19 protein-coding genes are annotated in these 23,672 nt (G+C 64.7%); 12 read left to right on the plus strand and 7 right to left on the minus strand.

Features of this window, described 5'->3' with window-relative positions; translation table 11 throughout:
* Nucleotides 1-64: 64 nt before the first annotated feature.
* Nucleotides 65-1,870, minus strand: a complete 1,806-nt coding sequence (locus tag AC1RWL_RS05030) for a serine aminopeptidase domain-containing protein (RefSeq protein ID WP_493092966.1) — start codon at nt 1,868-1,870, stop codon at nt 65-67.
* 133 nt (nt 1,871-2,003) lie between these two features.
* Entirely contained in the window at nt 2,004-3,257 is a 1,254-nt protein-coding gene (locus tag AC1RWL_RS05035; RefSeq protein WP_493092965.1) for an oligosaccharide flippase family protein, read from the minus strand.
* Nucleotides 3,258-3,434: 177 nt separating this feature from the next.
* Between AC1RWL_RS05035 and AC1RWL_RS05040 the strand changes: the two genes are divergently transcribed.
* The 12 genes from AC1RWL_RS05040 to AC1RWL_RS05095 all read left to right on the plus strand — a co-directional run bounded on the left by AC1RWL_RS05040 (nt 3,435) and on the right by AC1RWL_RS05095 (nt 17,876).
* Nucleotides 3,435-4,115 carry a polysaccharide deacetylase family protein gene (locus AC1RWL_RS05040; RefSeq protein ID WP_493092964.1) on the plus strand — a complete coding sequence of 227 codons (681 nt, stop codon included), beginning with the start codon at nt 3,435-3,437 and terminating at the stop codon, nt 4,113-4,115.
* 211 nt (nt 4,116-4,326) lie between these two features.
* The gene (locus tag AC1RWL_RS05045) at nt 4,327-5,247 is read left to right on the plus strand and encodes a glycosyltransferase family 2 protein (protein ID WP_493092963.1); all 921 of its coding nucleotides are present in this window, start codon (nt 4,327-4,329) and stop codon (nt 5,245-5,247) included.
* The gene (locus tag AC1RWL_RS05050; protein WP_493093832.1) at nt 5,247-6,449 is read left to right on the plus strand and encodes a glycosyltransferase family 4 protein; all 1,203 of its coding nucleotides are present in this window, start codon (nt 5,247-5,249) and stop codon (nt 6,447-6,449) included. The genes AC1RWL_RS05045 and AC1RWL_RS05050 overlap by 1 nt, the downstream gene beginning before the upstream one ends.
* On the plus strand, nt 6,446-7,765 hold the full coding sequence (locus AC1RWL_RS05055) for a phenylacetate--CoA ligase family protein (protein WP_493092962.1): 1,320 nt from the start codon (nt 6,446-6,448) through the stop codon (nt 7,763-7,765). Before AC1RWL_RS05050 ends, AC1RWL_RS05055 begins: the two co-directional genes overlap by 4 nt.
* A gap of 89 nt (nt 7,766-7,854) precedes the next feature.
* On the plus strand, nt 7,855-9,162 hold the full coding sequence (locus AC1RWL_RS05060; protein WP_493092961.1) for a nucleotide sugar dehydrogenase: 1,308 nt from the start codon (nt 7,855-7,857) through the stop codon (nt 9,160-9,162).
* Nucleotides 9,143-10,396, plus strand: coding sequence for a glycosyltransferase family 4 protein (locus AC1RWL_RS05065; RefSeq protein ID WP_439615219.1), 1,254 nt, complete (start codon nt 9,143-9,145; stop codon nt 10,394-10,396). The genes AC1RWL_RS05060 and AC1RWL_RS05065 overlap by 20 nt, the downstream gene beginning before the upstream one ends.
* Nucleotides 10,393-12,354: a heparinase II/III domain-containing protein gene (locus AC1RWL_RS05070; protein ID WP_493092960.1), complete on the plus strand. Its 1,962-nt coding sequence runs from the start codon at nt 10,393-10,395 to the stop codon at nt 12,352-12,354. Before AC1RWL_RS05065 ends, AC1RWL_RS05070 begins: the two co-directional genes overlap by 4 nt.
* Nucleotides 12,351-13,613, plus strand: a complete 1,263-nt coding sequence (locus tag AC1RWL_RS05075) for a glycoside hydrolase family 5 protein (RefSeq protein WP_493092959.1) — start codon at nt 12,351-12,353, stop codon at nt 13,611-13,613. Before AC1RWL_RS05070 ends, AC1RWL_RS05075 begins: the two co-directional genes overlap by 4 nt.
* 70 nt (nt 13,614-13,683) lie before the next feature.
* On the plus strand, nt 13,684-15,009 hold the full coding sequence (locus AC1RWL_RS05080; protein WP_493092958.1) for an O-antigen ligase family protein: 1,326 nt from the start codon (nt 13,684-13,686) through the stop codon (nt 15,007-15,009).
* Nucleotides 15,010-15,120: 111 nt separating this feature from the next.
* Nucleotides 15,121-16,623: a GumC family protein gene (locus AC1RWL_RS05085; RefSeq protein WP_493158243.1), complete on the plus strand. Its 1,503-nt coding sequence runs from the start codon at nt 15,121-15,123 to the stop codon at nt 16,621-16,623.
* A 73-nt stretch (nt 16,624-16,696) separates the two neighbouring features.
* The gene (locus AC1RWL_RS05090; RefSeq protein ID WP_493092956.1) at nt 16,697-16,915 is read left to right on the plus strand and encodes a hypothetical protein; all 219 of its coding nucleotides are present in this window, start codon (nt 16,697-16,699) and stop codon (nt 16,913-16,915) included.
* A 325-nt stretch (nt 16,916-17,240) separates the two neighbouring features.
* The gene (locus AC1RWL_RS05095) at nt 17,241-17,876 is read left to right on the plus strand and encodes a DUF1062 domain-containing protein (RefSeq protein ID WP_493092955.1); all 636 of its coding nucleotides are present in this window, start codon (nt 17,241-17,243) and stop codon (nt 17,874-17,876) included.
* 55 nt (nt 17,877-17,931) lie between these two features.
* Here AC1RWL_RS05095 and AC1RWL_RS05100 read toward each other — a convergent pair whose 3' ends face one another.
* Genes AC1RWL_RS05100 through AC1RWL_RS05120 form a run of 5 tightly spaced genes read right to left on the minus strand, consistent with a single transcriptional unit; the run spans nt 17,932 to nt 23,636 of the window.
* Nucleotides 17,932-18,978 carry an ABC transporter ATP-binding protein gene (locus AC1RWL_RS05100; RefSeq protein ID WP_493092954.1) on the minus strand — a complete coding sequence of 349 codons (1,047 nt, stop codon included), beginning with the start codon at nt 18,976-18,978 and terminating at the stop codon, nt 17,932-17,934.
* 2 nt (nt 18,979-18,980) lie between these two features.
* Entirely contained in the window at nt 18,981-20,510 is a 1,530-nt protein-coding gene (locus AC1RWL_RS05105; RefSeq protein ID WP_493092953.1) for a sulfatase, read from the minus strand.
* 1 nt (nt 20,511) lies between these two features.
* Nucleotides 20,512-21,339, minus strand: a complete 828-nt coding sequence (locus AC1RWL_RS05110) for a carbohydrate ABC transporter permease (RefSeq protein WP_493092952.1) — start codon at nt 21,337-21,339, stop codon at nt 20,512-20,514.
* Nucleotides 21,336-22,271 (minus strand): carbohydrate ABC transporter permease, encoded by a 936-nt coding sequence (locus tag AC1RWL_RS05115; RefSeq protein WP_493092951.1) that lies wholly within the window; start codon nt 22,269-22,271, stop codon nt 21,336-21,338. The genes AC1RWL_RS05110 and AC1RWL_RS05115 overlap by 4 nt, the downstream gene beginning before the upstream one ends.
* A 9-nt stretch (nt 22,272-22,280) precedes the next feature.
* Entirely contained in the window at nt 22,281-23,636 is a 1,356-nt protein-coding gene (locus AC1RWL_RS05120) for an extracellular solute-binding protein (RefSeq protein ID WP_493092950.1), read from the minus strand.
* Between the last annotated feature and the right edge of the window lie 36 nt (nt 23,637-23,672).

Consider the following 23,672-nt stretch of genomic DNA (forward strand, 5'->3'; position numbering starts at 1 on the left):
CCGGGTGCGGGCGGCCTCTGATGCCAAACAAGGTAAACAGATCGCATGTCGCGAGTAGCCTTGCTCAGCGCTCGCGCGAAAGCGAGGTTGCGGCCTGTTCGACAATGTCGAAAAGCTGTTGGCGGCTGACGCGTGGGGTCACGTTGTGGTCGGTATCGGGCAGGATATGCAGCGAAACATTCGGATAGGCGGCCAGCCCCTCCACCTGATTGCCGAAATGCACATAGAGATTGTCGAGCCCTGGATCGTCGACGCTGTAGACGAGGCATGTCCGGCCCGGCCGCTGCGAAAGCGCGCGGAAATCGGCATGCACGGCGCGTTCGAGGCGCTCGGTTGCAAGCAGTGGCCCGAGCAGCGGCGCAAGCCGCTTGGACAGGCGCTGGGTGACGCGCTGGCCGATATTGCGCGCGGCGGCGCTCATGTCGATGTCGCCGGAAAAGAGCCGGCGGATCGTGTCGAGCTTGAGCGCCTTCTGGGAATAGTCGGCAAGCGCGCGGGGCGCGCTGTTGACGACTTCCGCGCTTGGTGGCTTCAGCCAGCGGAAGGCATAGGGGTTGACGACGATGCAGCCCGCCCAGCGCGCATCCGCGGCGGCGGCGCGGAAGGCGACATAGGCCCCGCTGCACCGCCCGAAGAGCAGCGCCGGGCCGCGCCTGCCGATACCGTCGAGCAACGCGCGCACCGCGGCCATGTCGTCGATCTGTGTCTCGTCGTAGAGAACCTCTTCGCGGCGGCCGGGCACCGGTGGGCTGTCGCCGACGCCGGCGCTGTCGAAGCGAAACGACGCGACGCCCTTTGCCGCAAGCTGCCGGGCGAGATCGACGCCGGAGCGCGCCCAGCCGCCCTGATGGTCGTAACCGGTCGTAAGCAGCACGACCGTGGCATCGCTGCCGCTTGTCGCGGGTTCGGTCAGCGTGCCGAGGAGCCGTTCGCCGGGGCCGAAGCGCAGCGCGGTTTCGCGCACTTCACCGGCGGTGAGGACGGCTGGGCCGGATGGGGGCACTGGCGGATTTATCGCCGTCTGATATGGGGTAAGGCTCTTCAGCCAATCGGGCAGGGCTTCGAGGAAATCGGCCGGGATTTCCTGGCCAAGCGGGTTGGAGACAAGCTTGTCATAGCCGCGAAAGACGAAATCGCGCATCGTCGTCGCGCCGTCCGCCAGGCGGTCGCGCAACTGGCGGTCCGATGTGTTGTCCGGCCTTGCGGCGAAGAAGACGTGTTCGGCGCGGCTGTCGGCGAAGGCGTCGGGGGTCAGGGTCGAGAGCGTCGTGACGATGCCCTGCGGCATCGACAGGCCCGCGATCGTGCCGGGCGCGGTGTCGCGCATATGCGGCGCAACGCCCACGCCTTCATCGACGACGGCCGACCAGACGGAGAGTTCGCGCAGATAACGCCGTCCGGAAACGACGGGCGCGAGGAGGGCGAGGCCGGCCAGGTTCTCGATGTGGTCACTTGCTTTCAGCCCAATCGCGGCGCCGAGGCCGAAGCCGAGCAGGACCACATTGGCGGCGCCGGAAAGGGTGCGCAGGGCATCCGCCCCCGCAAGCGCGGCATCGGTCCAGCTCGCGATGTCGATGACGGCGTCGGGCGCATCGAGCGCATTGGCGGTGCCGGGATAGTCGAGGCGCAGGCTGGCGATGCCGACATCGGCGAGCGTTTCGGCGGTGATGCGGAAGAACTTGCGGGTGCAGAGTTCGTCTATGCCCCAGGGGCTGAGGAAGAGGACCGCGAGATCGCGTGCAGGCATGGTATCGGAGGCGGGCTTGAAGAGTCCCATGATACCGGAAAAGGCCACGGGATAGGCGGCCTCATGAGCTTTTGCCCGGTTTTCCGCCGCAATGACCGCGCCGCTCTTGGCGTCTCCCGACATGTCGTGTTCCGTCCCCAGTCCGCCCCAGCGCCGCGCAAAAGGCGCTGTCATATTTTGAACGCGGCGCCCAATTTTGCAGGCGCGCAGCCGTTCCGTTCTGCCCGGCAAAGTTTAAGATCGCGTGTAATGCGCCCTAGACGGTCTTGTCGCGCGCCAGGAACAGCCAGGTCGCGCCGACGAGCGAGATCTGGACGATAAGGCGGGCGAGACCGGCCCCGAGCAGGCCGCCGAGCACCGCACCCGCCCAGATCGCCGGCACCATGACGAGCGCGGTGATGATGAGGAGCGTGATGCGCAGCTTCTGCTTGCCGACCGCGCGCAGGATATCGGCGCCGATGCCGGAAAGGCCCATGAGCAGCGGATAGAGCGCCAGAAGCTGGATGATCTCCGGCGTGCCGTCGAAATCGTGGCCGATGAGATAGGGAATATAGTCGGCGACGAAATAGAGGAAGATCGCGATCGGAACCGAGATCAGCAGCGAGAAGGGCACGAGCTTCAGGCCGAAGCGCACGCTTTCGGCGGCGCTGGCGGACGCGTTGCGGAAGTGGCGCGTGTAGGTCGCATAGAGCAGGGCGCGGATAGGCGCGGACGCGGCATCGACGATCTTGAAGCCGGCCGCATACTGGCCGGCAATGTCGGGGCCGAGCGTCTGGGCGACGGCCGGTTTGTCGACATCGGCGACACTGCCGATCGCGACGAATTCCAGGCAATATTGCAAGCCGAGCGAAATGTCCTCGCGGATCACGGCCGGCGACGGCAGGCCGCAGACCACGGCGACCAGCACGACGGAGATCAGTGCGCCAAGCGCGGAGGCGGCGAGATACCACCAGGCCCAATGATCGAGCGTCAGGTCCTTTTGCAGCACGACCGCCGCGACCAGGAAGAGCGCGCGCAGCACCGCAATGCCGACATTGACGAGCATTTGCAGCTTCGCCCGGTCGAAGGCCATGAAGGCGCTGGCGCAGACGGCGACGATGCGCCCGAAGACGAGATGGGCGGCGACGAAGGCAAGCAGCGAGGACAGCGCGATGTGGGCGCTCACGAGATAGTGACTGACCGCGATGGCGAAGACCGCCACGACCGGCATGGTGAGCGCGGACATCGCGACGCTGTGGCCGAGGTAGCGCGGGAAGTTTCCGGGATCGACGGCAACGCGCTGGATCATCACATGGTCGCTGCCAAGGCCGATCAGCAGCACGCCGATGCCGTTGATGGCCGACAGCGTGACGAAGACACCGTAGTCGGACGGCCCGAGATAGCGGGACAGCAGCATGAAATAGCCGAACTGGATGACCAGCTGCATGCCGAAATTGAATGTGTAGACGATGGTATTCCGGGCTAAGAGCGAACCGCGAACTTTATCGGCAAGCGCCACGATCCGTTTCATGCAACCACCCTGCGCTCAGCCCCCGCGGTGCCCGATACGGCCGCGCCGCCCGATCACGGCGCTACGTCTAGAACAATGGCGGATCGCGCGCAATGGTGGCAGGGCGAAGGGGGTAAACCGTTTCTTGAGCTTTGCGGCGTAGAGGAGGGGCGGTCGCCCATCGCCGCCGGAGACGCCATGCTCGCCAACACCCTTTACCTCACCTTCCACGGCATCGGCGCGCCCATCGTGCCGCCAGCCGAGGGGGAGCTTCGCTATTTCGTGACCGCCGACGTCTTCCGCCGGACGATTGCCGGGCTCGGTGAGCTGGAGGCGAAGACCGGGGTCGCGGCGCATGTCACCTTCGACGACGGCAATATCTCGGACTATGAGGTCGCCCTGCCGACTTTGGTGGAGCACGGCCGTCGCGGCATCTTTTTCGTGCTCGCCGGCCGCATCGGGCAACGCGGGTATCTCTCCGCCGCGCAGATCCGCGAGATCGCCGCCGCCGGCATGACGATCGGCAGCCACGGCCACGACCATGTCGACTGGCGCCGCCTTGACGCGGCGGGACGCCGGCGCGAACTGGTCGATGCCCGCAAGACGATCGAGGATGCGCTCGGCGCGCCCGTCGCCTATGCCTCGATCCCCTTCGGCGGTTTCGACCAGGCAGTGCTGCGGCAGTTGAAAGCGGAGCGCTACGACCGCGTCTTCACCAGCTCGACGGGGCTCACCTATCGCGACGTGTGGTTCTGCCCGCGCCGGTCGCTGACCGAAACCTTCGACCCCGCGACCGGACTTCTGCCGCTCGCGAGCGCCGAGCAGAAGGCCCGCGGCCTTGCCTACCGCATCGCGCGCCGGTTGCGCTACCGCTGGTAATTCGTTTCCTTCGCATTCGATCCTTTCCGTTTCACGGGCATTAACCAGGCCGTGACGAATCCTGCGCCGAAACAGGACCGGAAGGCGGAAATTAACGCCATGTTAGACACGACACGCCAACAAGTTGGGCACACGGCGAGCGCGATCATCGGTTGCGACGATGCCGGGAACGACGGCCGCAACCGGTGGGCCGAGAAGAGGGACAGGGCGCTTGACCTTGATTTCGGTAGTCATGTGCACCTTCGACAGGGAGGTGATGGCAAGGCGGACGATCGCGTCGGTCTATGCTCAGCGTCTGCCGGGCGGCCTCTCCCTGGAGCTGATCGTCGTCGACAACACGCCGGACGGCAATGCGCGCAGTTGGGTCGAAGGTCTTTCGGGTCTCGAGCCGCGCCCGCGCTACGTCCATGAAACCCGGGCCGGCATTTCCCATGCTCGGAACGCCGGTGTTGCTGCCGCAAGCGGCGAGTTCCTTGCCTTCATCGACGACGACGAGACTGCCGAGCCGGACTGGCTGGAAAACCTCCATCGCGCCCTCCTGATCCATAGTGCCGACATGGGCACCGGGCCCGTCCTGCCGGTCTTCGAGGACAAGCCGGCGCTCGGCTGGGACCCGACACCCTTCTTCTTCGGCAAGCGCGAGGCGATGGCGACCGGCGGGCAACTGCAGGCCGCGCGCACGGGCAACATCATGTTCCGCGTCGCCACCTGCTTCGACGGCACGCCGCCCTTCGATCCGCGGCTCGGCCGCTCGGGCGGCGAGGATACGGATTTCACGCACGGCCTCTATCGCAAGGGGCGCAAGATCATCTGGGTGGCGGATGCCGTCGTGCACGAATTCTGGCCGCAGGCGAAGGCCTCGCTGCCGGCCTTCCTGCGCCGCAAGCTCGTCACGGCGCGCAACACGACCCATGTGCGCATCACGCGCGATCCGCGGCCGATGCCGGCGTTCCTGGCGATCGTGCCCAAGGCGCTTGCCCAGCTCGTCATCTTCTCGCCGCTCGCGGCGGTGAGTTACCCCTTCAGCCGGCAGTTCTACGCGCGCTGCGCCATGCAGGTCATGTCGGCGCTCGGCAAGCTGACCTTCTGGCAGCGCGCCGGTTATTACGGCCGCAGCGGGAGGCAGGCGTGATGCTGCAAAAGCCCGCAAAACCCTACAAGGTCGCGATCTTCCACCAGGGCTGCGTTCCCGTCTATCGCCGCGGGTTCTACGTGCGGCTCTCGGAGATGTCGAAGAACGACTATGTCGTCTTCCACGGCAAGCCGCCGTCCAACACCTCGCTGCAAGTGGCGCAGCCGCCGTTTCCCTTTGCCAATGTCGAGGTCGGCACGGTCGAGCTGCGGCTGAAGAAGGCACTGCTGATCTGGCAGCGGGCGGTGTCGCGCTTTGCTTCCGGCCGGTTCGATGGCGTCGTGATCGGCCATGAATTCAAGTTCCTGTCGAGCTTCGCCATCCTCGCGCTCGCCAAGCTGCGCCGGCGCCCGGTCTTCTGGTGGGGTTTCGGCTATCGCAAGGCCTATGGCTCCTGGGACGAAGGCGGCAAGCCGCCGCTGAAGGACCGCGTCGCGCTCTGGGCCGCCGACAAGCTGGCCCGGTGGGGCGATGGTTACCTCGCTTATACGGAAAAGGGGCGCGACCATCTCCTGTCGATCGGCGTGCCCGCCGACCGCATCCAGGTGGTGCGCAACACGATCGACGTCGAGGAGCAGATCGCGCTCGCCGAAGCGGTCGCAGGCATCGACGATGCTGAAATCCGCGCCGAATTCGGACTCAGGCCGAATGCCGACGTGCTGCTCTATGTCGGCCGCCTGGTGCCGCGCAAGGAGGTGGACAGCCTCGTGCGTTTCGCTGTCGCCAACCGCGACGTGGACGACCGGCCGGTGGACGTGCTGGTGATCGGCGACGGCGAGCAGCGCGCAAAGCTCGAAGCGCTGGCCGGAGACGCACCCAACATCCGCTTCGCCGGAGCCATCGACCCTTCGGATATCCGTATCGCCAAGGCGATGAAGCTTTCCCGAGCGGTGGTCATCCCCGGTTATCTCGGCCTCGCCATCAACCATGCCTTCGCGCATGGCCGGCCGATCGTCACCCGCAAGCATGAGTTCCACAGCCCGGAAATCGAATATCTGACGGAGGGCGAGGACAGCCTGCTGATCCCGGGCGACGAGACAGCGTTTCACCAGGGGCTGAAAACCTTCCTCGCCTCGCCTCAGGAACAGGCACGCCTTGCGGCAAACGCCATGGACCAGCGGGAAACCTTGAGAATGGACTACATGGTCCGGGCCTATGACGATTTCATAAGCCGTGTCGTGTCAAAGGTGGACGCCCGATGAACGCGATCGCCCGGCTCAAAATGGCTTCGCTCGGGGACGCGCTCGTTCGCCGCTTCCCGCCGCTCTATCTTGCCTATCGGCGCGAGCTCGCCGCCTTCGACGCGAGCGACACCGCCGGCCGCCAGGCGCTTCAACAGCGCCTCGTCGATCGCACCCTCGCGGCCGCCGCCAGCCTGCCCGGCTACAGTGCCCAAAATGGCAAGCCGCTTGATGCCTACCCGATCCTGACGAAGGAAATGCTGCGCGCGGCACCCGACGACTATCGCTCGCCCTCCGGCCTGCTGACGGCGGCGGCGGCGACGAGCGGCTCGTCCGGCATTCCGCTCGCCATCAAGCGCAGCTTCGCATCCGTCGTCTTCGAGCAGGCGGCGATCGACCATGTCGTGGCGCTTGCCGGCGGCGACTTCCGGAACGACCGCATCGCCGTGTTGCGCGGCGAGGCCATCAAGGACCCTTCCGACCGCACGCCGCCCTACTGGCGCGTGGAGCGCGGCGGGCGGATCATGAATTTCTCCGTCGCGCATCTGAATGCCGAGACGGCGGAAACCTTCTTCACCGCGCTCAAGGAATTTTCACCGGGCGTGATCTGGGCCTATCCCTCCGCACTCGACATGCTCGCCGCCTGCATGGAGCAGAAGGGCTGGCGGCTCGACGTGCCGGTCGTGCTGACCTCCTCCGAGGTGTTGACGGACGAGCTTCGCGCGCGCGCCGAACAGCTTTTCGGCGCCTGCGTGGCGGATTATTACGGCCAGGCCGAGCGGGTCTCTTTCGCCTATGCGCTGAAGGCCTCCACCTACCGGTTCATGCCGGCCTATGGGCGGGTGGAACTGCAACCGGTCGGCAACGAGGGTGACGGGCGTTTCCGCATCATCTCGACGAACCTGCGCAACGCCGCGCAGCCGCTGGTCCGCTACGACACCGGCGACATCGCGATTGCTCCGGGTGCGCTCGATGCGCAAGGGGCGGCCGAAGTGGCGCTTGGCATAGAGCCCTTCGCCCGCATCGAGGGCCGCGAAAGCGACTACCTGATCGCGCCGGACGGCAGCCGTCTGATCGGCATGAACCACATCCCCCGCTCCATCGACGGCCTCTTGCAGATGCAGCTTCGGCAGACGGACCCGGACCGCGTGCTGGTTCTCGCCGTCGCCGAGCGATCGGCGGACGAGACGCTGAAGGCGGCGATCGCGGCGAAGGTCGCCCAGCGGTTGCCGCAGACGATGCGGGTCGAAATCCGTTTCTGCGAGGCGATCGCGCGGGACAAGAGTGGGAAAATGCCGCTCGTCGTGCGCGAGCCCGGCCTTTGTGCACCGGGATAAGGGTATCCGTAATGTTTTGCCGCTACTGACGCGCTTTCAGCAGCGACTTTCGTCATCACGCCGGGATCGGCAATATTGCAGAGGTTCGCATGAAGATTTCGCTATTTGGCCTGGGTTATGTCGGCGCGGTGACCGCCGCTTGCCTGTCGCGCGACGGGCATGAGGTCATCGGCGTCGACAATCAGCAGCTCAAGGTCGACATCATCAACAGCGGCAACTCGCCGGTCGTCGAAGAGGGCGTGGGCGAACTGATCCGCGCCGGCATCGAGAACGGCCGGCTGCGCGCCACGACCAATGTCGACGAGGCGGTCAACGCCACCGACATGTCGCTGATCTGCGTCGGCACGCCGAGCCGCAAGAACGGCTCGCTCGACACAGACATCGTGCTGCGCGTCTGCCAGGAGATCGGCGCCGCCGTGGCGCGCAAGAAGCGCCCGCACACGGTCGTCATCCGCTCCACCGTGCTGCCGGGCACCATGCGCAACCTCATCATCCCGACGCTGCGCGAACATGCTGGTCCGGAAGCGCAGCTTTCCATCGGCAACAATCCGGAATTCCTGCGCGAGGCGAGTGCCGTCTACGACTACGACAACCCGCCGAAGATTGTTGCTGGCGGCGAAGACGAGGCCGTGGCGGCGCAGATCGCGTCGATCTACGACGGCATCGAGGCACCGCGTTTCCTGACCTCCGTCGATGTCGCCGAGCTTGTCAAATATGCCGACAACGCCTGGCATGCCGTGAAGGTCGCCTTCGGCAACGAGATCGGCAATATCGGCAAGGCCGTCGGTGTCGACAGCCACGAGGTCATGAAGATCTTCTGCAAGGACGAGAAGCTCAACATCTCGCCGCGCTACCTGATGCCGGGCTTCGCGTTCGGCGGCTCCTGCCTGCCGAAGGATGTGCGCGCGCTCTCCTACAAGGGCCGCGAACTCGACCTGGAGCTGCCGCTCCTCAACAGCCTGCTGCGCTCGAACGAGGAGCAGGTCGCCCGCGCCTTCGACGAGATCATGGCCTATGGCAAGCGCAAGATCTCCATCTTCGGCATCAGCTTCAAATCGGGCACGGACGACCTGCGCGAAAGCCCGCTGGTGACGCTGGTGGAGCGCCTGCTCGGCAAGGGCATGGACATCCTGATCTATGACCGTTTCGTCAATTTCGCCCGGCTCTACGGTGCCAACCGCGATCACATCCTCAACGTCATCCCGCACATCTCATCGATCCTCGTCGACGATTTCGACCGGGTGGCGGCGCATGGCGATGTGCTGATCGTCGGCAATTCGGATCCGGAATTCGAAAAACTTCCCGCACAGATGCGGCAGGACCAGAGGCTATATGACCTCGTGCGCCTGAAGAATGTGGGTGAGCTGGAGGAACGCTATGAAGGTGTTAACTGGTAAGGAGGTCGAGGCGGCCGTCGACCGGCCGTTCGACCGGCGCGTGCTCATCATCGTGGAAAACCTGCCCGTGCCCTTCGACCGCCGCGTGTGGTCGGAGGCGACGACGCTTCGCGCCGCCGGCTATACGGTCTCGGTCATCTGCCCGACGGGCAAGGGGTTCGAAGCGCTCTACGAGGAGCGCGAGGGCATCCACATCTATCGCCACCCGCTGCCGATCGACGCGCGGGGCGCGCTCGGTTATCTCCGGGAATATTCTGCCGCTCTCTTCCACGAGGCGCGGCTCGCCTTCAAGATCCGCCGCCGGCACGGTTTTCACGTCATCCATGGCTGCAACCCGCCGGACCTGATCTTCCTCGTCGCGTGGCTCTTCCGGCCGTTCGGCATCAAGTTCCTGTTCGACCATCACGACATCTGCCCGGAACTGTTCGAGGCGAAGTTCGGCAAGCGCGGCATGCTCTATCATGTGACGCGCTTCTTCGAGCGGCTGACCTTCCGCTCGGCCACCGTGTCCATCGCGACCAACGAATCCTACCGCGACATCGCCATCAAGCGCGGCGGCATGGCGCCGGACGACGTCTTCGTGGTGCGTTCAGGACCGAAGATTGAGAAGCTACAGATCCGCCCGCCGAAAGAAGAGCTGAAGAAGGGCTTTGCCCACCTCGTCGGCTATGTCGGCGTCATCGGCCAGCAGGAGGGCATGGACCTGCTCGTCGAGGCGGTCGACCACATCGTCAACACGCTTCACCGCACCGACATCCATTTCGGCATCGTTGGCGGCGGGCCGGAGCTTGCAACCATCGTCGAGGATGTGGAGAAGCGCGGTCTCTCGCGCTACTTCACCTTCACGGGACGTGCGCCCGACGACGTGATGCTCGACATGCTGAACACGGCGGATGTCTGCATCAATCCCGATCGCGTTACGCCGATGAACGACCTGTCCACCATGAACAAGATCCTCGAATATATGACGCTGAAAAAGCCGATCGTGCAGTTCGAGACACGCGAGGGCAAGGTCTCGGCGGGCGAATCCTCGCTCTATGCCAAGCGCAACGACGTGAAGGATTTCGGCGAGAAGATCGTGGCGCTGATCGATGATCCCGAGCGTCGCCAGACCATGGGCGAACTCGGACGCAAGCGCATCCTCGCGTCGTTCTCGTGGGAGCATTCGGCGCCTGTGCTGCTGGCCGCCTATGAACGCCTCTTCGAGAAAGTCGGCGCGAAGGCCGGCCGATGAGCTCAGGCGGCCTTTCGAACCGGCTTTCCTGGTATGCGCGGCGTCTGTCGGCCATGTCGACGGCGGAGGTCGTGCACCGGGTCGGCGAACTGGCGAAAAAGCGCTCGGCCCGCCTTGCGCAGCCGGGCTGGGCGCGTTTCGACCAGGGCGACGGGCCGCTTCCGCTCTTTCCGGCTGCCATCGATGTTGCGTCGGCGGATGCCGATCTCCTGGCGCGCTGGGAGCGTGTCGCGGACGCCGCGATGGCGCGGCGGCATCGTTTCCTCGGGGTGGATTGGCCGTCGGCGGGTAACGCTTCGCTCTGGCATTTCGACCCGGTCTTGCAACGTGAATGGCCGAAGGACCGCTATTGCTTCGACATCAACTATCGGCATAGCGACGTCTATGGCGATGTGAAATATGTCTGGGAAATCAACCGCCTGCAATATCTGCAGCCGATCGCGGCGCTGGCCGCACGGACGGGTCGGGCGGATCTGCGCGCCTTCGTGACGGCCGAGATCGCCAGCTGGATCGCCGACAACCCGCCCTTCCACGGCATCAACTGGCCGTCGGGCATCGAACTCTCGGTGCGCGCCATCAGCGTGCTGGTCGCGACGCGGCTGCTCGGTGCCGACGCCTTTTCGGCGGCTGAAACCCGCGCCATCCGCGCCTTCCTGGCCGCGACCGGCGACTGGCTCAGCCGCTATCCGTCCCGCTTCTCGTCCGCCAACAATCACCTGATCGCGGAAGCTGTCGGCCTCTACGTCGTCGCCACGGCCTGCCCGGAACTGCCGGCTGCGGGACGCTGGCGCGCCTATGCGCGCCGCGTGCTGGCGGAAGAAGTCGATCGCCAGTTCCACGCCGATGGTATCGGCGCCGAACAATCACCGACATACACCGCCTTCACGCTGGAACTCTATGTGACGGCCGTGCGCGTGGCGCAGGCGGTAGGTGATCCGTTGCCGCGGACGGTGCTGGACAAGCTCGCCACCGTCGGCGAGGCGCTTTCCTGGTTCATGGACGAAACCGGTGCGGTGCCGCGCATCGGCGACGACGACGAAGGCCGCGTGATCGTCAGCGATCCGGAGGCCGACCGGTTCTACGTCGCCTCAGTGCTCTCGGCCACAGCCGCAGTCTGCGACCGGCCGGACATCGCCCCGCCGGTGGCACCGCCGCATCTGCGCGACCTCGTCTTCGGCCGCCGCCTTGCGCCCACCAAGGGGGAGGGCGTGCACACCTTCGCTGAGGGCGGCTACACGGTCCTGCGAGACCGGGTGCACGACCGCCAACTGGTATTGGCCATGGACCACGGGCCGCTCGGCTTCCTGTCGATCGCGGCGCATGGCCATGCCGATACGCTCGCCGTCTGGCTCACCTATGGCGGCAGGGCGCTGCTGGCGGATGCCGGCACCTATCTCTACCACGCCGGCGGCGCCTGGCGGGATGCCTTCCGCGGCACGCCGCTGCACAACACGCTGTCGATCGGCGGTGAAAGCTCCAGCCTCGTCTCCGGCGCCTTCAACTGGAAGGCCAAGGCGGAGGTCTGGAGGCTTGCGGTGAACGGCCGCCTCGACGCCTTCTCCTGCGAGGCGGCGCATGACGGCTACAAGGCCCGCTTCGGCGTGGAGCATGTCCGCGCGCTTCGGCGCGTCTCGTCGGACACGTTCCGCATCGAGGACAGGCTGGAGGGTGCCGAGGCACCGGTCGGCGACGTCGCGATTTCGTTCTTGTCCGGCGAGGGCATCGACATCCGCGCCACGGACCGGCCCGGCGCCTTCGATTTCGTTTTCGAAGGCACGGCACTCCTGCGGCTCACCGGGCCTGAAGGCTGGGCGGGCTCGGTCGTCAGCGGACAGGAGGCGGAAAGGCTCGGCTGGCGTTCGCCCTGCTTCGGCGTGAAGACACCCTCCGCCCAGCTGGTGTTCCGCGGTGCCGCGGCGCCCGGCATGACGATGCGAACGGAGTTGAGGCTGCTGTGAAGATCTTCCGCCCGTTGGTCCTGCTCGTCATCATGCTTCTCGGCGCGGCAACCGCCACACTTGCGGCCGATGCGCCGAGCTTCCGGCGCGGCATCAACCTCGCTCGCCTGCACAGCCTGCCGAACGAGGATCCCTCGATCCCCGGCGCCTTCCTCTGGCCGCCGTTCCAGGGGCCGCTTGCCCGGATCGGCGAGGCGGAGCTTCAGCGCCTGCGCGCCGTCGGTTTCGATTTCATCCGCCTGCCGGTGGCCCCCGCGCCCTTTCTGGCCGTGACGGAAGCGGAACGGCGCCTGCTCATCGACGCACTCTTTGACACCGTGCGGCGCTTGCAGGCGGCAGGCTTCGGCGTGCTGGTCGATGCGCATCCCAACCATTCCGACCCGAACTGGTCGGCGCCGAGAATCCTGGCAGACGCCGATGGTGCGGCGTTCCGCGACTATGCCGAATGGCTGAAGCAGCTCGCCCGCTACCTGCGCGACCTGCCGGCGAACAAGACGGCGCTCGGCCTGATGAACGAGCCGCAGCAGGAATGCCAGCTGTCGACGGCCAACGACTGGATCAACATGCAGCCGCTGCTCTATGCGGCCGTGCGCGAGATCGCGCCGGACCTCGCTCTGGTCCTCACGACAGGATGTTATTCCTCCCCCGAAGCGCTGCCCCAGCTGGACATGGCCCGCTTCGACGCCAATACGCTCGTCGACGTGCATTATTACCGGCCCTATCCCTTTACGCATCAGGGCCTTCCCTTCGCCAACGAGCCGCTGCGCTACATGTCCGGCATCGCCTATCCCGGCCCGGGCGCCGACAGGATCCTGACGCTTGCCCGCACGATGCAGTTGATCGCGGAGCGCCGGCGCGCCGGGGACAATGTGCCGGACGACGCGCTCGACCAGGCGAAGGCAACGATGGCGAATTACTACGATGATCCGCCGATCGTGGACGACGGCTATGTCGCGGGTCATTTCGCCGCCATGCGGAAGTGGGTCGAGGCGCAAAAGATCGCGCCGTCGCGCCTGATCATCGGCGAATTCGGCGTTGCCCGCCAGCCGGAAGACTTCCCCGAAATCCCCGGCCGCTATCTTTGGCTGAATGACGTACGCAAGGCGGCCGAGGAAAACGGCTTCGGCTGGGCGCTGTGGGATTACAATGCCGGCGACGGCTATCCCGGTTTCGGGTTGGTTTTTGACAATGAATCACGCAAGATCGACGCCGACGCGATACAGGCGCTCGGTCTCGACCGGAGCGCGTTGCGCGACTAAGGCAAATCCAGCGGCTTTGCGTCTGGAGAGGCATCTCCCGCACGGCGCGAGGACCAGGTTGAGCGATACGGTGAACAACGGTTTGGCCGTGAGGCAGGAGCAGCGGCAGGTCAGTGCTTCTGATGGCCTGCTCGGCTGGGTTCCGGCGATCGCCATCGGCTATGCGACGATCCTCACGCCGCTTCTCGTGTTCCGCACGACGCCTGCGGTCGAGGACCCGGCGATTGCCGCGGCTGCATCCGGCTCCAACCTCCTCAACCAGGTCTTCTGGCTCTTCCTGCTCATTTCGACCGCGTTCGCCTTCCGCCACCGGCTTGCGAGGTTCGAAGAGGCGCTGAAGCAGCCAGTCGTCGTGCTCGTCGGGCTCTACATGCTGCTCGCCTTCGCCAGCATCGTCTGGTCGCCGGCGCCGTCCATCGCCTTCCGCCGCGCGACGCTGCAATTCATCGTGATCGCCACCGTCGTGCTGCCGGCCTTCCTCGTGGATGACCCCAGGGCCCAGATCGACCGTGTCATGGGCGTCTTCTTCGTGACGATCGCCATCAACCTCGTCGCGGTGCTGCTGCTGCCGGCGGGCCGGCTTGGCCATCAGGGCATCTACACCCACAAGAACGAACTCGGCCTCGTCGTTGCCTACGGCTTCGTCTTCTGCCTCTACGGCGTCTGGCGGCTGAGCGGTCTCGGCCGGCTCATCGCGCTCGCCCTTGCCGCCGCGGCCCTGCTGGAACTCGTCGTCAGCAAGTCGAAAACCTCGCTCGGCCTTGCGCTGCTCATTCCGCTGATCGCGCTTGCGGTGGTGGCGGTCAGCCGGTTTCTGCGCATCAATGCGCTGTATCCGCTGTTCTTCGGCCTGCTCGCCTGCCTGTTCGGCGGGCTCTTCGTCGCCAACCTGGTTGATTTCAGCTTCGCCGATTTCTCCATGCTGCTCTTCGACGATACGACCTTCACGGGACGCACGATCATCTGGGACTTTCTCGGCGACGTCATCAGCCGCAGGCCGATCCTCGGCCAGGGATACGGCTCCTTCTGGGATATCGGCCTCGGCTCGATAGTGCTCACCGAAGCCCCGGGCTTTGTCGCCACGCTGTTGCAGGGGCATAATGGCTATGTCGACGTCACGGTGGAGCTCGGCCTGGCAGGCCTTGCCTTGCTGCTGTTCTTCCTCGCCTGTGTTCTCCTGAGTGTCGGACGCGCGCCGAACGATGGGCGCACCGGCATGGCGGAAGCCTGGCTCTTCATGTCCGTCGTCATCGTGACGCTCTGCCACAACATGCTGGAAAGCAGCTGGTTCCGCGGCTATTCCGTGGTGTGGATGCTCTTTCTGCTGGTGGGCGCCTGGGCACAGGCGGGGCGGCGCAAGGCGAGGGGAAACCGCGGCCTGCGGCACAGAAATTGAAACTCCGTTAACCATAACGATTTACACCATGGGAGGGGATTCGTGCGCGCCGCCCCTTATTTGCATGATGTGATTTCATTTCAGCCGAGCGGGTCTATGACGAACGCCTCCATGGAAAGCCGAGATGGCGAAGGGTTGATCGACCCCTGGGCGATTGCGCGCAAGCTGTATCAACGCCTGCCGCTCATCGCGCTCATCGCGGTCGTGGCCGTGGGTCTCACCGCCGCCTATGTCTTCACCGCCGCGCCGGTCTACACGGCCTGGACGCGCATCGTCGTCGATCCGGCCAGCCGCAAACCCTTCGAGGACAAGAACGCGCCGTCGCTGCTCGGCAGCGAAGTGCTCGGCCTCGATACCCAGCTCCTGATCGTCTCCTCCGCCGCCGTGCTGGAACCCGTGGTCACCGAACTCAAGCTGACGGAAGACCCGGAATTCGCCAAGGAGGCGGCCGGCGGCGCGCCCGAGCGGCGTGCCGCCAAGGTGATGGCGGCGCTTGCCAAGGCCGTCACGGTTTCCCGCGAGGGCGCCACCTATATCATCTCGATCGGCGTCAAATCGGAAAGCGCCCAGAAATCCGCCGACCTGTCGCAAGCCATCGCAAAATCCTACCTGCGTGAACAGCAGCAGTTCCAGCTCAACTCTTCCCAGCAACTCGCCGAACAGATCGACACTCGTCTGGTTGGCCTGCGCGAGCGCGTCCGCGAGACGGAGGAGAAGGTGCAGAAGTTTCGCGCCGAAAAGCGGCTGCAAAGCGCCGTGGACGGAAGCCTGCTGGTCGGCCAGGAACTGGGCGGCCTGAATGCGCAGTTGGTGGAAGCACGCAGCGCGCTGGCCACTGCGACGGCGGCGAGCGAGGAAATCCAGCGCTATTTCCAGCGCGAAATTGAGCCGACCGCCCTTGGCGAAGTCGTCAACTCCCCGCGCGTCACGCAATTGCTGCAAGAATATTCGCGTGCGGTCCGCAGCGAAGCATCGCTCGCCTCCGGGCTCCTGCCGCAGCATCCCTCACTTCTGCGCGCGAAGGCCGAGGTTGCGCGCATTTCCTCGCTGGTGAGGGCTGAAATCCAGTCGATCGGAGAGGGCAAGAAGGTCGAGCTCGACGTTGCCCAGCAGCGCGTGGCGAACCTGGAACGTCAGATGGAGACAGTGCGGTCGTCTTCCAATGTCGGCGAAGAGGACCTGATCATGCTGCGCGAGCTGGAGACCGAGGCGAAGTCGACCCGCGCGGTCTATGAGAACGTGCTCGGGCGGGCCAAGGAAGTGGCCAACCTCGAACAGATCACCATGCCCGTCGCCCGTATCATCAGCCCTGCACAGCCACCGGAAGACCCATCCTGGCCCCGCAAGAAGGTGCTGGTTGCGCTTGCCGGGGTGGTGGGCGTGGCGCTGGGTGTCTTCCTTGTCGTGGTGCTGGAAGTCTGGCGCCAGCTTCGCGTCCGCTATTCGCCTGCACCTGTCGTGAGCGAAAGCAAGGTCGAGCCGGTCGAAACCGTGGTGGTGGAAGCCGCGCCGGTGGAAACCGTTCAGGTCACGGAGACGGTCCAGCCCGTGCCCCGGCGGCGCATCGTCTATACTGGCTCGCCCAAAATATCGACCGGTTACCCCAAACGCTGACGCAAGCGCAGACGTTAACTGTTTCAGCATTTAGGTTTTCGGGAAGACGGTCCTCGCGGCTATAGTCGCGAGGATGCTGACCACAGTCTATGCCATCATAGCCATTCTGTTTCTTGTGCTGACCTTCCTTGAAGGCCAGCGAAAGGACTTGCCTTGGAGCCCGTATCGGGTTTTCGGCTTGTTGCTCTGCGCGGGGTGGCCGGCGCTTCTCGTCTATGTGCTGGCCACCGCGGCAATCGAGCACCATGGCGAACGATCTTCGAAGATCGCGAAAGGGCGGGACGGATTTTGAATTCCGCACGCTTTTAAAGTGCTATTGCCTTTGTTATGGCTGACAGCGAAGAGCGTTGGCGCATAGAGGTTCCGTTTTGCCGTCGTAAACACCGGTCTCATCCAGTTTCACCCTCATAGGGCATGCGGGGCGCCTAGCGCTACGCGGTCCTGTGCCATGTTCATCGGGTGGTGGTCTGAGACCGGTTTGGCATTGTCGAAATGTGCCATGCGCAGCCCTCCGGCTGCCCAGCTCTTCCACCGCTAGAAACACCGCCACGCCGCGCCCTGACGGGCTTCTCACGACCTCATCTTGGTGAACTTCCTTTTCGGAAGACCAAGACGGTATGTGCAATCTTCTCAAGGTCCGATGGACCATTGTTCCCCGCACACCTCCGCAGCCCTGGATCGTTTGCGCCACATGCGGCGGGCCAAAACCCTTCGGGACGAGCGACAAGCTGCGGCTCAACGCCAATGGCAAGCGGCTCGATGCCTGGCTGATCTACAAATGCCTTTCCTGCGACAGGACCTGGAACCGGCCGCTGTTCGAACGGCAGGCCGTTCGCGACATCGATCCTGCAACACTCGTCGCATTGCAGAGCAACGACCGGCATTGGATCCGCCGGCACGCCTTCGATATCGAGGCCCTGCGCCACAAGGCGAAACGCATCGACACCTTTGCCGAGAGCGATGTCGACAAGGTGGTGCTGGCGGCAAGCCCGCAGTGGGATCTCCTGGAGATCACCTTCTCGGTGCCGACAACCGCCTCCATTCGTCTCGACCGGTTGCTGGCATCCGAGCTGGGCCTTGCCCGCACGCGCCTGCATGTCCTCTACGACACGGGAAAACTGCGGACCGATCCGGAGCGAAAGGACGCCATGCGCCGAGTGCCGAAGGACGGCGGGCGAGTGGTCATCGACGCGACCGGCCTGCCGGAGCGTGATAACATCGCCCTAAACGCGCGAGGAGAAAGGCCCGCCTGATACTGCAAGACCCAGCCGCAGATCCGAACCGTTGCCCCCGGTTCTGCGGCAGGTGTCATGCGCCGATGCGGCGGCCGCTCTGCTCGTCGAAGAGATGCAGGCGCGTCGTGTCTGGCATCACGCGAACGGCTTCGCCCGGGCGGATGTGCAGGCGGTCGCGGCCGAGATGGGTGAGTTTCTGGCCATTCATGTCCAATAGCAGCAGGGTTTCCGCCCCGGTCTGCTCGACGACCACGACGGTGGCCTCGGTGCCGGCGGGATCGAGTTGCAGGTGTTCGGGCCGGATGCCGAGCACGACGTCGGCCCTGTCCTCCATCGTTGTCGGCACCGAGAGGCCGCATTCCCCGATGAACTGCCTGTCTGCAATGCGACCCTTGACGAAGTTCATCGCCGGCGAGCCGATGAAGCCGGCGACGAACATGTTGTCGGGCTGGTCGTACAGCTGCAAGGGTGATCCCACCTGCTCGACCGCACCGCCCTTCATCACCACGATCTTGTCGGCCATGGTCATCGCCTCGACCTGATCATGGGTGACATAGACCGTCGTGGTGCCGAGGCGCTGGTGCAGCGCCTTGATTTCCGCGCGCATCTGCACGCGCAGCTTGGCATCGAGATTGGACAGGGGCTCGTCGAACAGGAAGACGACCGGATCGCGGACGATCGCGCGGCCCATGGCGACGCGCTGGCGCTGCCCGCCCGAAAGCTGGCGCGGCAACCGGTCGAGCAGGGGAGACAGGTCGAGGATTTCGGCGGCGGCCGCCACCCGCCTGTCGATCTCGTCGCGCGGCTTGCCGGCGAGTTTCAGCGAGAAACCCATGTTCTTCGCCACGGTCATGTGCGGATAGAGAGCGTAGTTCTGGAACACCATGGCGACGTCGCGCTGTTTCGGCGGGATGTCGTTCACGACGCGCCCACCGATGCGGACCTCTCCGCCGGAAATGCCTTCAAGACCGGCGATCATGCGCAGCAAGGTGGACTTGCCGCAGCCGGATGGTCCGACAAGTGCAACGAATTCACCGTTTTCAACCTCGACGTCGATGCCCCGCAGGACCTCCACGGGGCCGTAGGATTTGCGGACATCCCTGATCTGGACTTGTGCCATGATTATTCCGCCCCCTCTGCGGCCGCATCGAACGCCAGCCGTGAAAACGCCTCGGGCGGCGCGCTGTTGGCCTGCATCAGCCGGGTCATCAGGTCGAGGAGGCGCTGCTCCTCCTCGGGCTTGGCAAGCGGCGTTTCCTGCCCCGGATCGGCGACGAGATCGTAGAGGCGCGTCTCGGACTCGAGCAGCGCACCGGGGCCGTAATTGTTGTACATCGGCGAACGATCGATCACCGGCACCTTGAGCAGGGTCGCGCCCTTGGTGAAGTCGAGCGGCGGCGAAAGTTCGACCGAGGCCAGTTCCGCCGGCGAGAACGGCGAGAAGATGTGCGTCGGCATCAGCGTGTACTGGTAGAGCTCCTGCTGCGACAGGTCTTCCGGGAAGCGGTGATAAGTGTAGCGGCCGTCGGCGACATTCACCGCGCCGCCGAAATAGCCGAACAACGCACCGTCGCGTAGGGAAGTGCCATCGGCCATTGCGCAGAGCGAAAAGCCTTCGTTCTCGGCGGGCGGCGTGGCGCCGAACAGGTCGAGGAAGGTCGCTGCGAGATCGATCGACTGGGTGAGGGCGGGCGAGCGGCTTCCCGCGCGCGCCTGCCGCGGATCGTGCAGGAAGAGTGGGATATGCGCCACTTCCTCGTAGAGGTTCATGCGGTTCTTCGCCCAGAAATCATGTTCGCCGAGCAGGAAGCCATGATCGGTGGTGACGATGAGGGCCGTATCCTTCCACAGATCGTGCCGGTCGAAATAGTCGAGCAACTCGCCAAGCAGGTGGTCGCACATGGCGACCACGGCGTAGTAGTTGGCGCGCAGTTCCTCGCATTCTTCGGGCAGTTCGTCGACACGGCCATACCTCGGCCAGTCGCGGATCGGGCCTTTCCAGCCCGTGTCGAACGGCGCCTTGAAGCGTTCCGGTGCCGTGAAGGGCTCGTGCGGGTCGAAGGTTTCGATCTGCAGGAGCCAGTTGTCGGCGTCGCGGTTGCGGTCGAGGAAATCGAAGCCCTCGGCAAAGCAGCGCACGGAGGGAAAATCCTTTTCTTCCTTGATGAACTCGCGGTTGACGATGTTCTGGCCGAAATAGGTCCGCTTCTGGTCGCTGAACTGCCGGGCGTGGTATTTTTCGCGAAGCCGCTCCCAGTGCGGCTGCACCATCGCCTTCCAGCGGTCGCCTTCCTGGCCGCGCACGAATTCATAGGAATCGTAGCGGTTGTGGTAAGTCGCGCCGCCATCCTCCCAATAGTGGAAATGGTCGGTCACGAGGTGGCTGTAGGTGCCGCTCTGCTGGTGGAGGATTTCCGGGAAGGCGTTGTCGAACGGCTCCAGCGGTCCCCAGCTGCGATGCAGGAAGGTGAGGCGCCCGGTCAGCATGTCGCGGCGCGCCGGCATGCAGGGCAGGCTGCCGACATAGTGGTTGTCGAAGGTCACGCTGCGGGCGGCGAGGCGATCGAAATTCGGCGTCGGGATGCGCGTGCCGCCATAGGGGCCGAGCAGATGCCTGTTCAGGGAATCGAAAAGAACAAAAACCGCCTTCATGCTATTTCACCGCTCCTTGCGTGAGGCCCTTGACGATGTACCGCTGGGCGACCAGCAGCACGAGAATGGCCGGCACCATTGCCAGTGCGGCGCTCGCGGCCATCTGGGTGTATTGAATCTCGAAATCCTGGGCGAACTTGGCGATGGCGACGGGCACCGTCGCGGTCTGCTTCATCGTCAGCGTCAGCGCGACGGCGAACTCGTTCCAAGAGAAGATGAAGGTGAGGATCGAGGTCGCGGCAAGGCCAGGCGTGATCAGCGGCAGGATGACATGCCACAGGATATGCGGCGTATCCGCGCCGTCCATGATCGCGGCCTCCTCCAGCTCCTTCGGCACGTCGCGAACGAACACCGCCATCAGCCAGATCGCCATCGGCAGGTTGAGCGTCGCATGCGCGAGGATCAGCCCCGTGAAGGTGTTTTCCAACCCGACAGCGCGCGCCATCGAAAACCAGGCGCTGGCGAGCGCCACCGGCGGGATCATGTGGAAGATCATCGTCCAGGCGAGGAAGAGATGCACGACCCATCCGGGCCAGCGCATCCGGTTGAGCGAGAAGGCGGCGAGCGTCGCGACGACGACGCAGAGCACGGTGCTGGCAGCGCCTATGATGATCGAGTTGCGGTAATTGAGCAGGAAGTCCGAGGTCTTCGACCAGAGCACTTCGGAAAAATTGCTCCAGATCGGTGTGAAGAACACATCGCCCATCAGAAGCGAAATCTGCGTGCGAAAACCGGCAGCAATGGTCCAGATGATCGGCGCCAGCACCAAAGCGGCGGCAAGCGCAAGTGTGATATGGACGGGGAGGGCGGAACGGGTGCGCCGGCTCATGATGTCGCTCCCGTGCGGCGGCGTGCCGAAAGCGCGATCACTAGGAGCAGCGAGACGAGGAAGATGACCGCCACCGACATGGCCGAGCCGTAACCTGCTTTATCTTCGGTGAAGAAGCGCTGGTAGAGCGTGAAACTGATTACCTCGGTCGCCGTGCCGGGGCCGCCGCTGGTGAGCAGATAGACCTCGTCGAAGACCTTGAAAGCGAGCACGAGGCGGAAGGCGAAGGTGACGATGATCGTCGGGATCATCAGCGGCAGCGTGACGTAGATCAGCTCCTGCCACGGGCCGGCGCCATCCATCTCGGCGGCCTCGAAGACATCCTGCGGCAGGGATTCAAGGCCCGCGAGAAACAGCAGGAAGCAGAACGGCGTCCAGTGCCAGATGTCGACGGCGATAACCGAGAGCAGTGCCGTCTCGGGGCTGCCCAGCCAGTCATGCGGCAGGATGCCGATAAGGCCGAGCGCCTTGTTGGCGAGGCCGAAATCGTAGTTGAGCATCAGCTTCCAGATCGCGCCGATGACGATGCCCGGGATCAGGATGGGCAGGATGAAGATCGCCCGGTAGAGCACGCGCCCGCGGGTGATCTTGGTGCAGAGCAGCGCCATGGCGAAGCCGATGACCATCTGGCCGGCGACAGCCCCGAAGGCGAAGATCAGCGTGTTCGAGATGCCGGCGCCGAAGAGCGTGTCGGAAAACAGCGCCTTGTAGTGGGTGAGCCCCACCCATGTGCGCGTCTGCTGCCCATCGGCCCAGGTTATGTTCTGGAAGCTCGTGAGGAACAGGTTCGTAATGGGCAGCACGCTCAGCGCCAGCATCATGGCGAGCGCCGGCCCGAAGGTCAGCCAGCGCCATAGACGCTGGCCGCCATCCTCGGTGGGGTTGCTTGACCGCCGCAGCGGGCGTTCTATTTGCGCGTTTGCGGCGGTCATGGGCGGCCCTTATTTCAGCGGGGTCAGCTTGTCGGTCTTGTAGGCGTGGCCGGCCATGATCTTTTCGATCTCGTCGGACATACCGTTCAGCGCATCGACCGAGGTGATTTCGCCGGCAACGGCCCGGTTGAGGCCGAGTTCCAGCACCGCGATCACTTCGCTCGCCTCGGGGAACTGGTAAATGTTGACCGCATGCGGCAGGGCCTCGGCAAGCGGCTTCATCCAGCGATAGCGGCGCTCGTCGGCAATCGGCTCCTTGTAGACGGCGGCGTGGATGGGAATGCCGCCGGCCTTGGCGGTTTCGAGCTGGGCCGCCTTCGTCTGGAACCAGCGCAGGAACTCGACGGCAGCGCGCTTGCGGTCGTCGGGAACGTTCTTCGAAATGCCGGCGAGCCAGTGGCCGAGACCGGGCGAGGTCTGGATGCCTTCGAGCGACGGCGGCGGCGCCCATTCGATCTTGTCGACGACCGCCGACTTGTTCGGATCGTCCATCTGCGACCAGGCCGCGATCACCATCATGATATGCGCGGAATGGCCGGTGACCATGGCCTGGATGACCTCGGCCTGGTCCGAGGCCGCAGTCTTCGGATGCCCGGCTTCCTTGGCAAGCCGGATATAGTAGTCGAGCGCCTCGCGGCCCTGCTCGGAGTTCAGCGTGACCGAATAGTCGCCCGCCGTCTGGTCCTTGAAGATGCCGCCGCCGAAACCATAAAGGTACGGGTAGAAGTCGTAGGCGACGGTATGCGGCCCGCGCGCGCCGCGCTGGACGATGCCGTACATGTCCGGCGGATTGTGGAATTTCTTCGCATTGGCCTCTAGCTCGGCGAATGTCTTCGGTGCCGAGAGGCCGGCTTCCTTGTAGAGGTCGCCGCGATAATAGAGCATCGGGATCAGCGGCGAAACCGGCATGGACATCAGCTTGCCATCGCTGGTCATCGTCTTCTTTTCGGCATTGTAATAGACCGTGTCGCCGAGCGTGTAGACGTCCGGATCGAGCTTGAAACCGGGGTCGATATCGGTAATGGCCTCGACGAAGCCGCCGGCATACATTTCCGCAAACCAGCCCGAATTCATGATCAGGATGTCGTACTGGCCCTCGCTGGCGCGCACCGAGTTGCGCTGTTTTTCCAGCGAGCCGGCGAAGGGGTTGACGTCGAGCTCTACCTTGTTGCCGGTCTCGGCCTCGTAGGCCTCCACCGTCTTGCTGAAACTCTCGAACCAGGGCGACTGGTTAATCACGATGGTGATCGGCGCGACGCTTGCCGCATAGAGCGGGCGGAATGCACCCGGCGCGAGGCTCGCCGCCGCCGCCATGCCCACGCCCTTGAGGATCGTTCGTCTTTGAATGCTTGTCCTGAAAGTCATTGATGAATCTCCCATTGTCTCACTCATGTTTGCTGC

Source organism: Shinella sp. GW821-FHT10F02 (assembly GCF_058809275.1).

Coding starts and splice junctions, on each gene's coding strand:
- AC1RWL_RS05050 (WP_493093832.1), top strand. CDS start 5,247: ATGCTGCAAAAGCCCGCAAAACCCTACAAGGTCGCGATCTTCCACCAG.
- AC1RWL_RS05035 (WP_493092965.1), bottom strand. CDS start 3,257: ATGAAACGGATCGTGGCGCTTGCCGATAAAGTTCGCGGTTCGCTCTTA.
- AC1RWL_RS05055 (WP_493092962.1), top strand. CDS start 6,446: ATGAACGCGATCGCCCGGCTCAAAATGGCTTCGCTCGGGGACGCGCTC.
- AC1RWL_RS05105 (WP_493092953.1), bottom strand. CDS start 20,510: ATGAAGGCGGTTTTTGTTCTTTTCGATTCCCTGAACAGGCATCTGCTC.
- AC1RWL_RS05100 (WP_493092954.1), bottom strand. CDS start 18,978: ATGGCACAAGTCCAGATCAGGGATGTCCGCAAATCCTACGGCCCCGTG.
- AC1RWL_RS05120 (WP_493092950.1), bottom strand. CDS start 23,636: ATGACTTTCAGGACAAGCATTCAAAGACGAACGATCCTCAAGGGCGTG.
- AC1RWL_RS05090 (WP_493092956.1), top strand. CDS start 16,697: ATGCTGACCACAGTCTATGCCATCATAGCCATTCTGTTTCTTGTGCTG.
- AC1RWL_RS05095 (WP_493092955.1), top strand. CDS start 17,241: ATGTGCAATCTTCTCAAGGTCCGATGGACCATTGTTCCCCGCACACCT.
- AC1RWL_RS05040 (WP_493092964.1), top strand. CDS start 3,435: ATGCTCGCCAACACCCTTTACCTCACCTTCCACGGCATCGGCGCGCCC.
- AC1RWL_RS05110 (WP_493092952.1), bottom strand. CDS start 21,339: ATGAGCCGGCGCACCCGTTCCGCCCTCCCCGTCCATATCACACTTGCG.
- AC1RWL_RS05065 (WP_439615219.1), top strand. CDS start 9,143: ATGAAGGTGTTAACTGGTAAGGAGGTCGAGGCGGCCGTCGACCGGCCG.
- AC1RWL_RS05030 (WP_493092966.1), bottom strand. CDS start 1,870: ATGTCGGGAGACGCCAAGAGCGGCGCGGTCATTGCGGCGGAAAACCGG.
- AC1RWL_RS05115 (WP_493092951.1), bottom strand. CDS start 22,271: ATGACCGCCGCAAACGCGCAAATAGAACGCCCGCTGCGGCGGTCAAGC.
- AC1RWL_RS05070 (WP_493092960.1), top strand. CDS start 10,393: ATGAGCTCAGGCGGCCTTTCGAACCGGCTTTCCTGGTATGCGCGGCGT.
- AC1RWL_RS05085 (WP_493158243.1), top strand. CDS start 15,121: ATGGAAAGCCGAGATGGCGAAGGGTTGATCGACCCCTGGGCGATTGCG.
- AC1RWL_RS05060 (WP_493092961.1), top strand. CDS start 7,855: ATGAAGATTTCGCTATTTGGCCTGGGTTATGTCGGCGCGGTGACCGCC.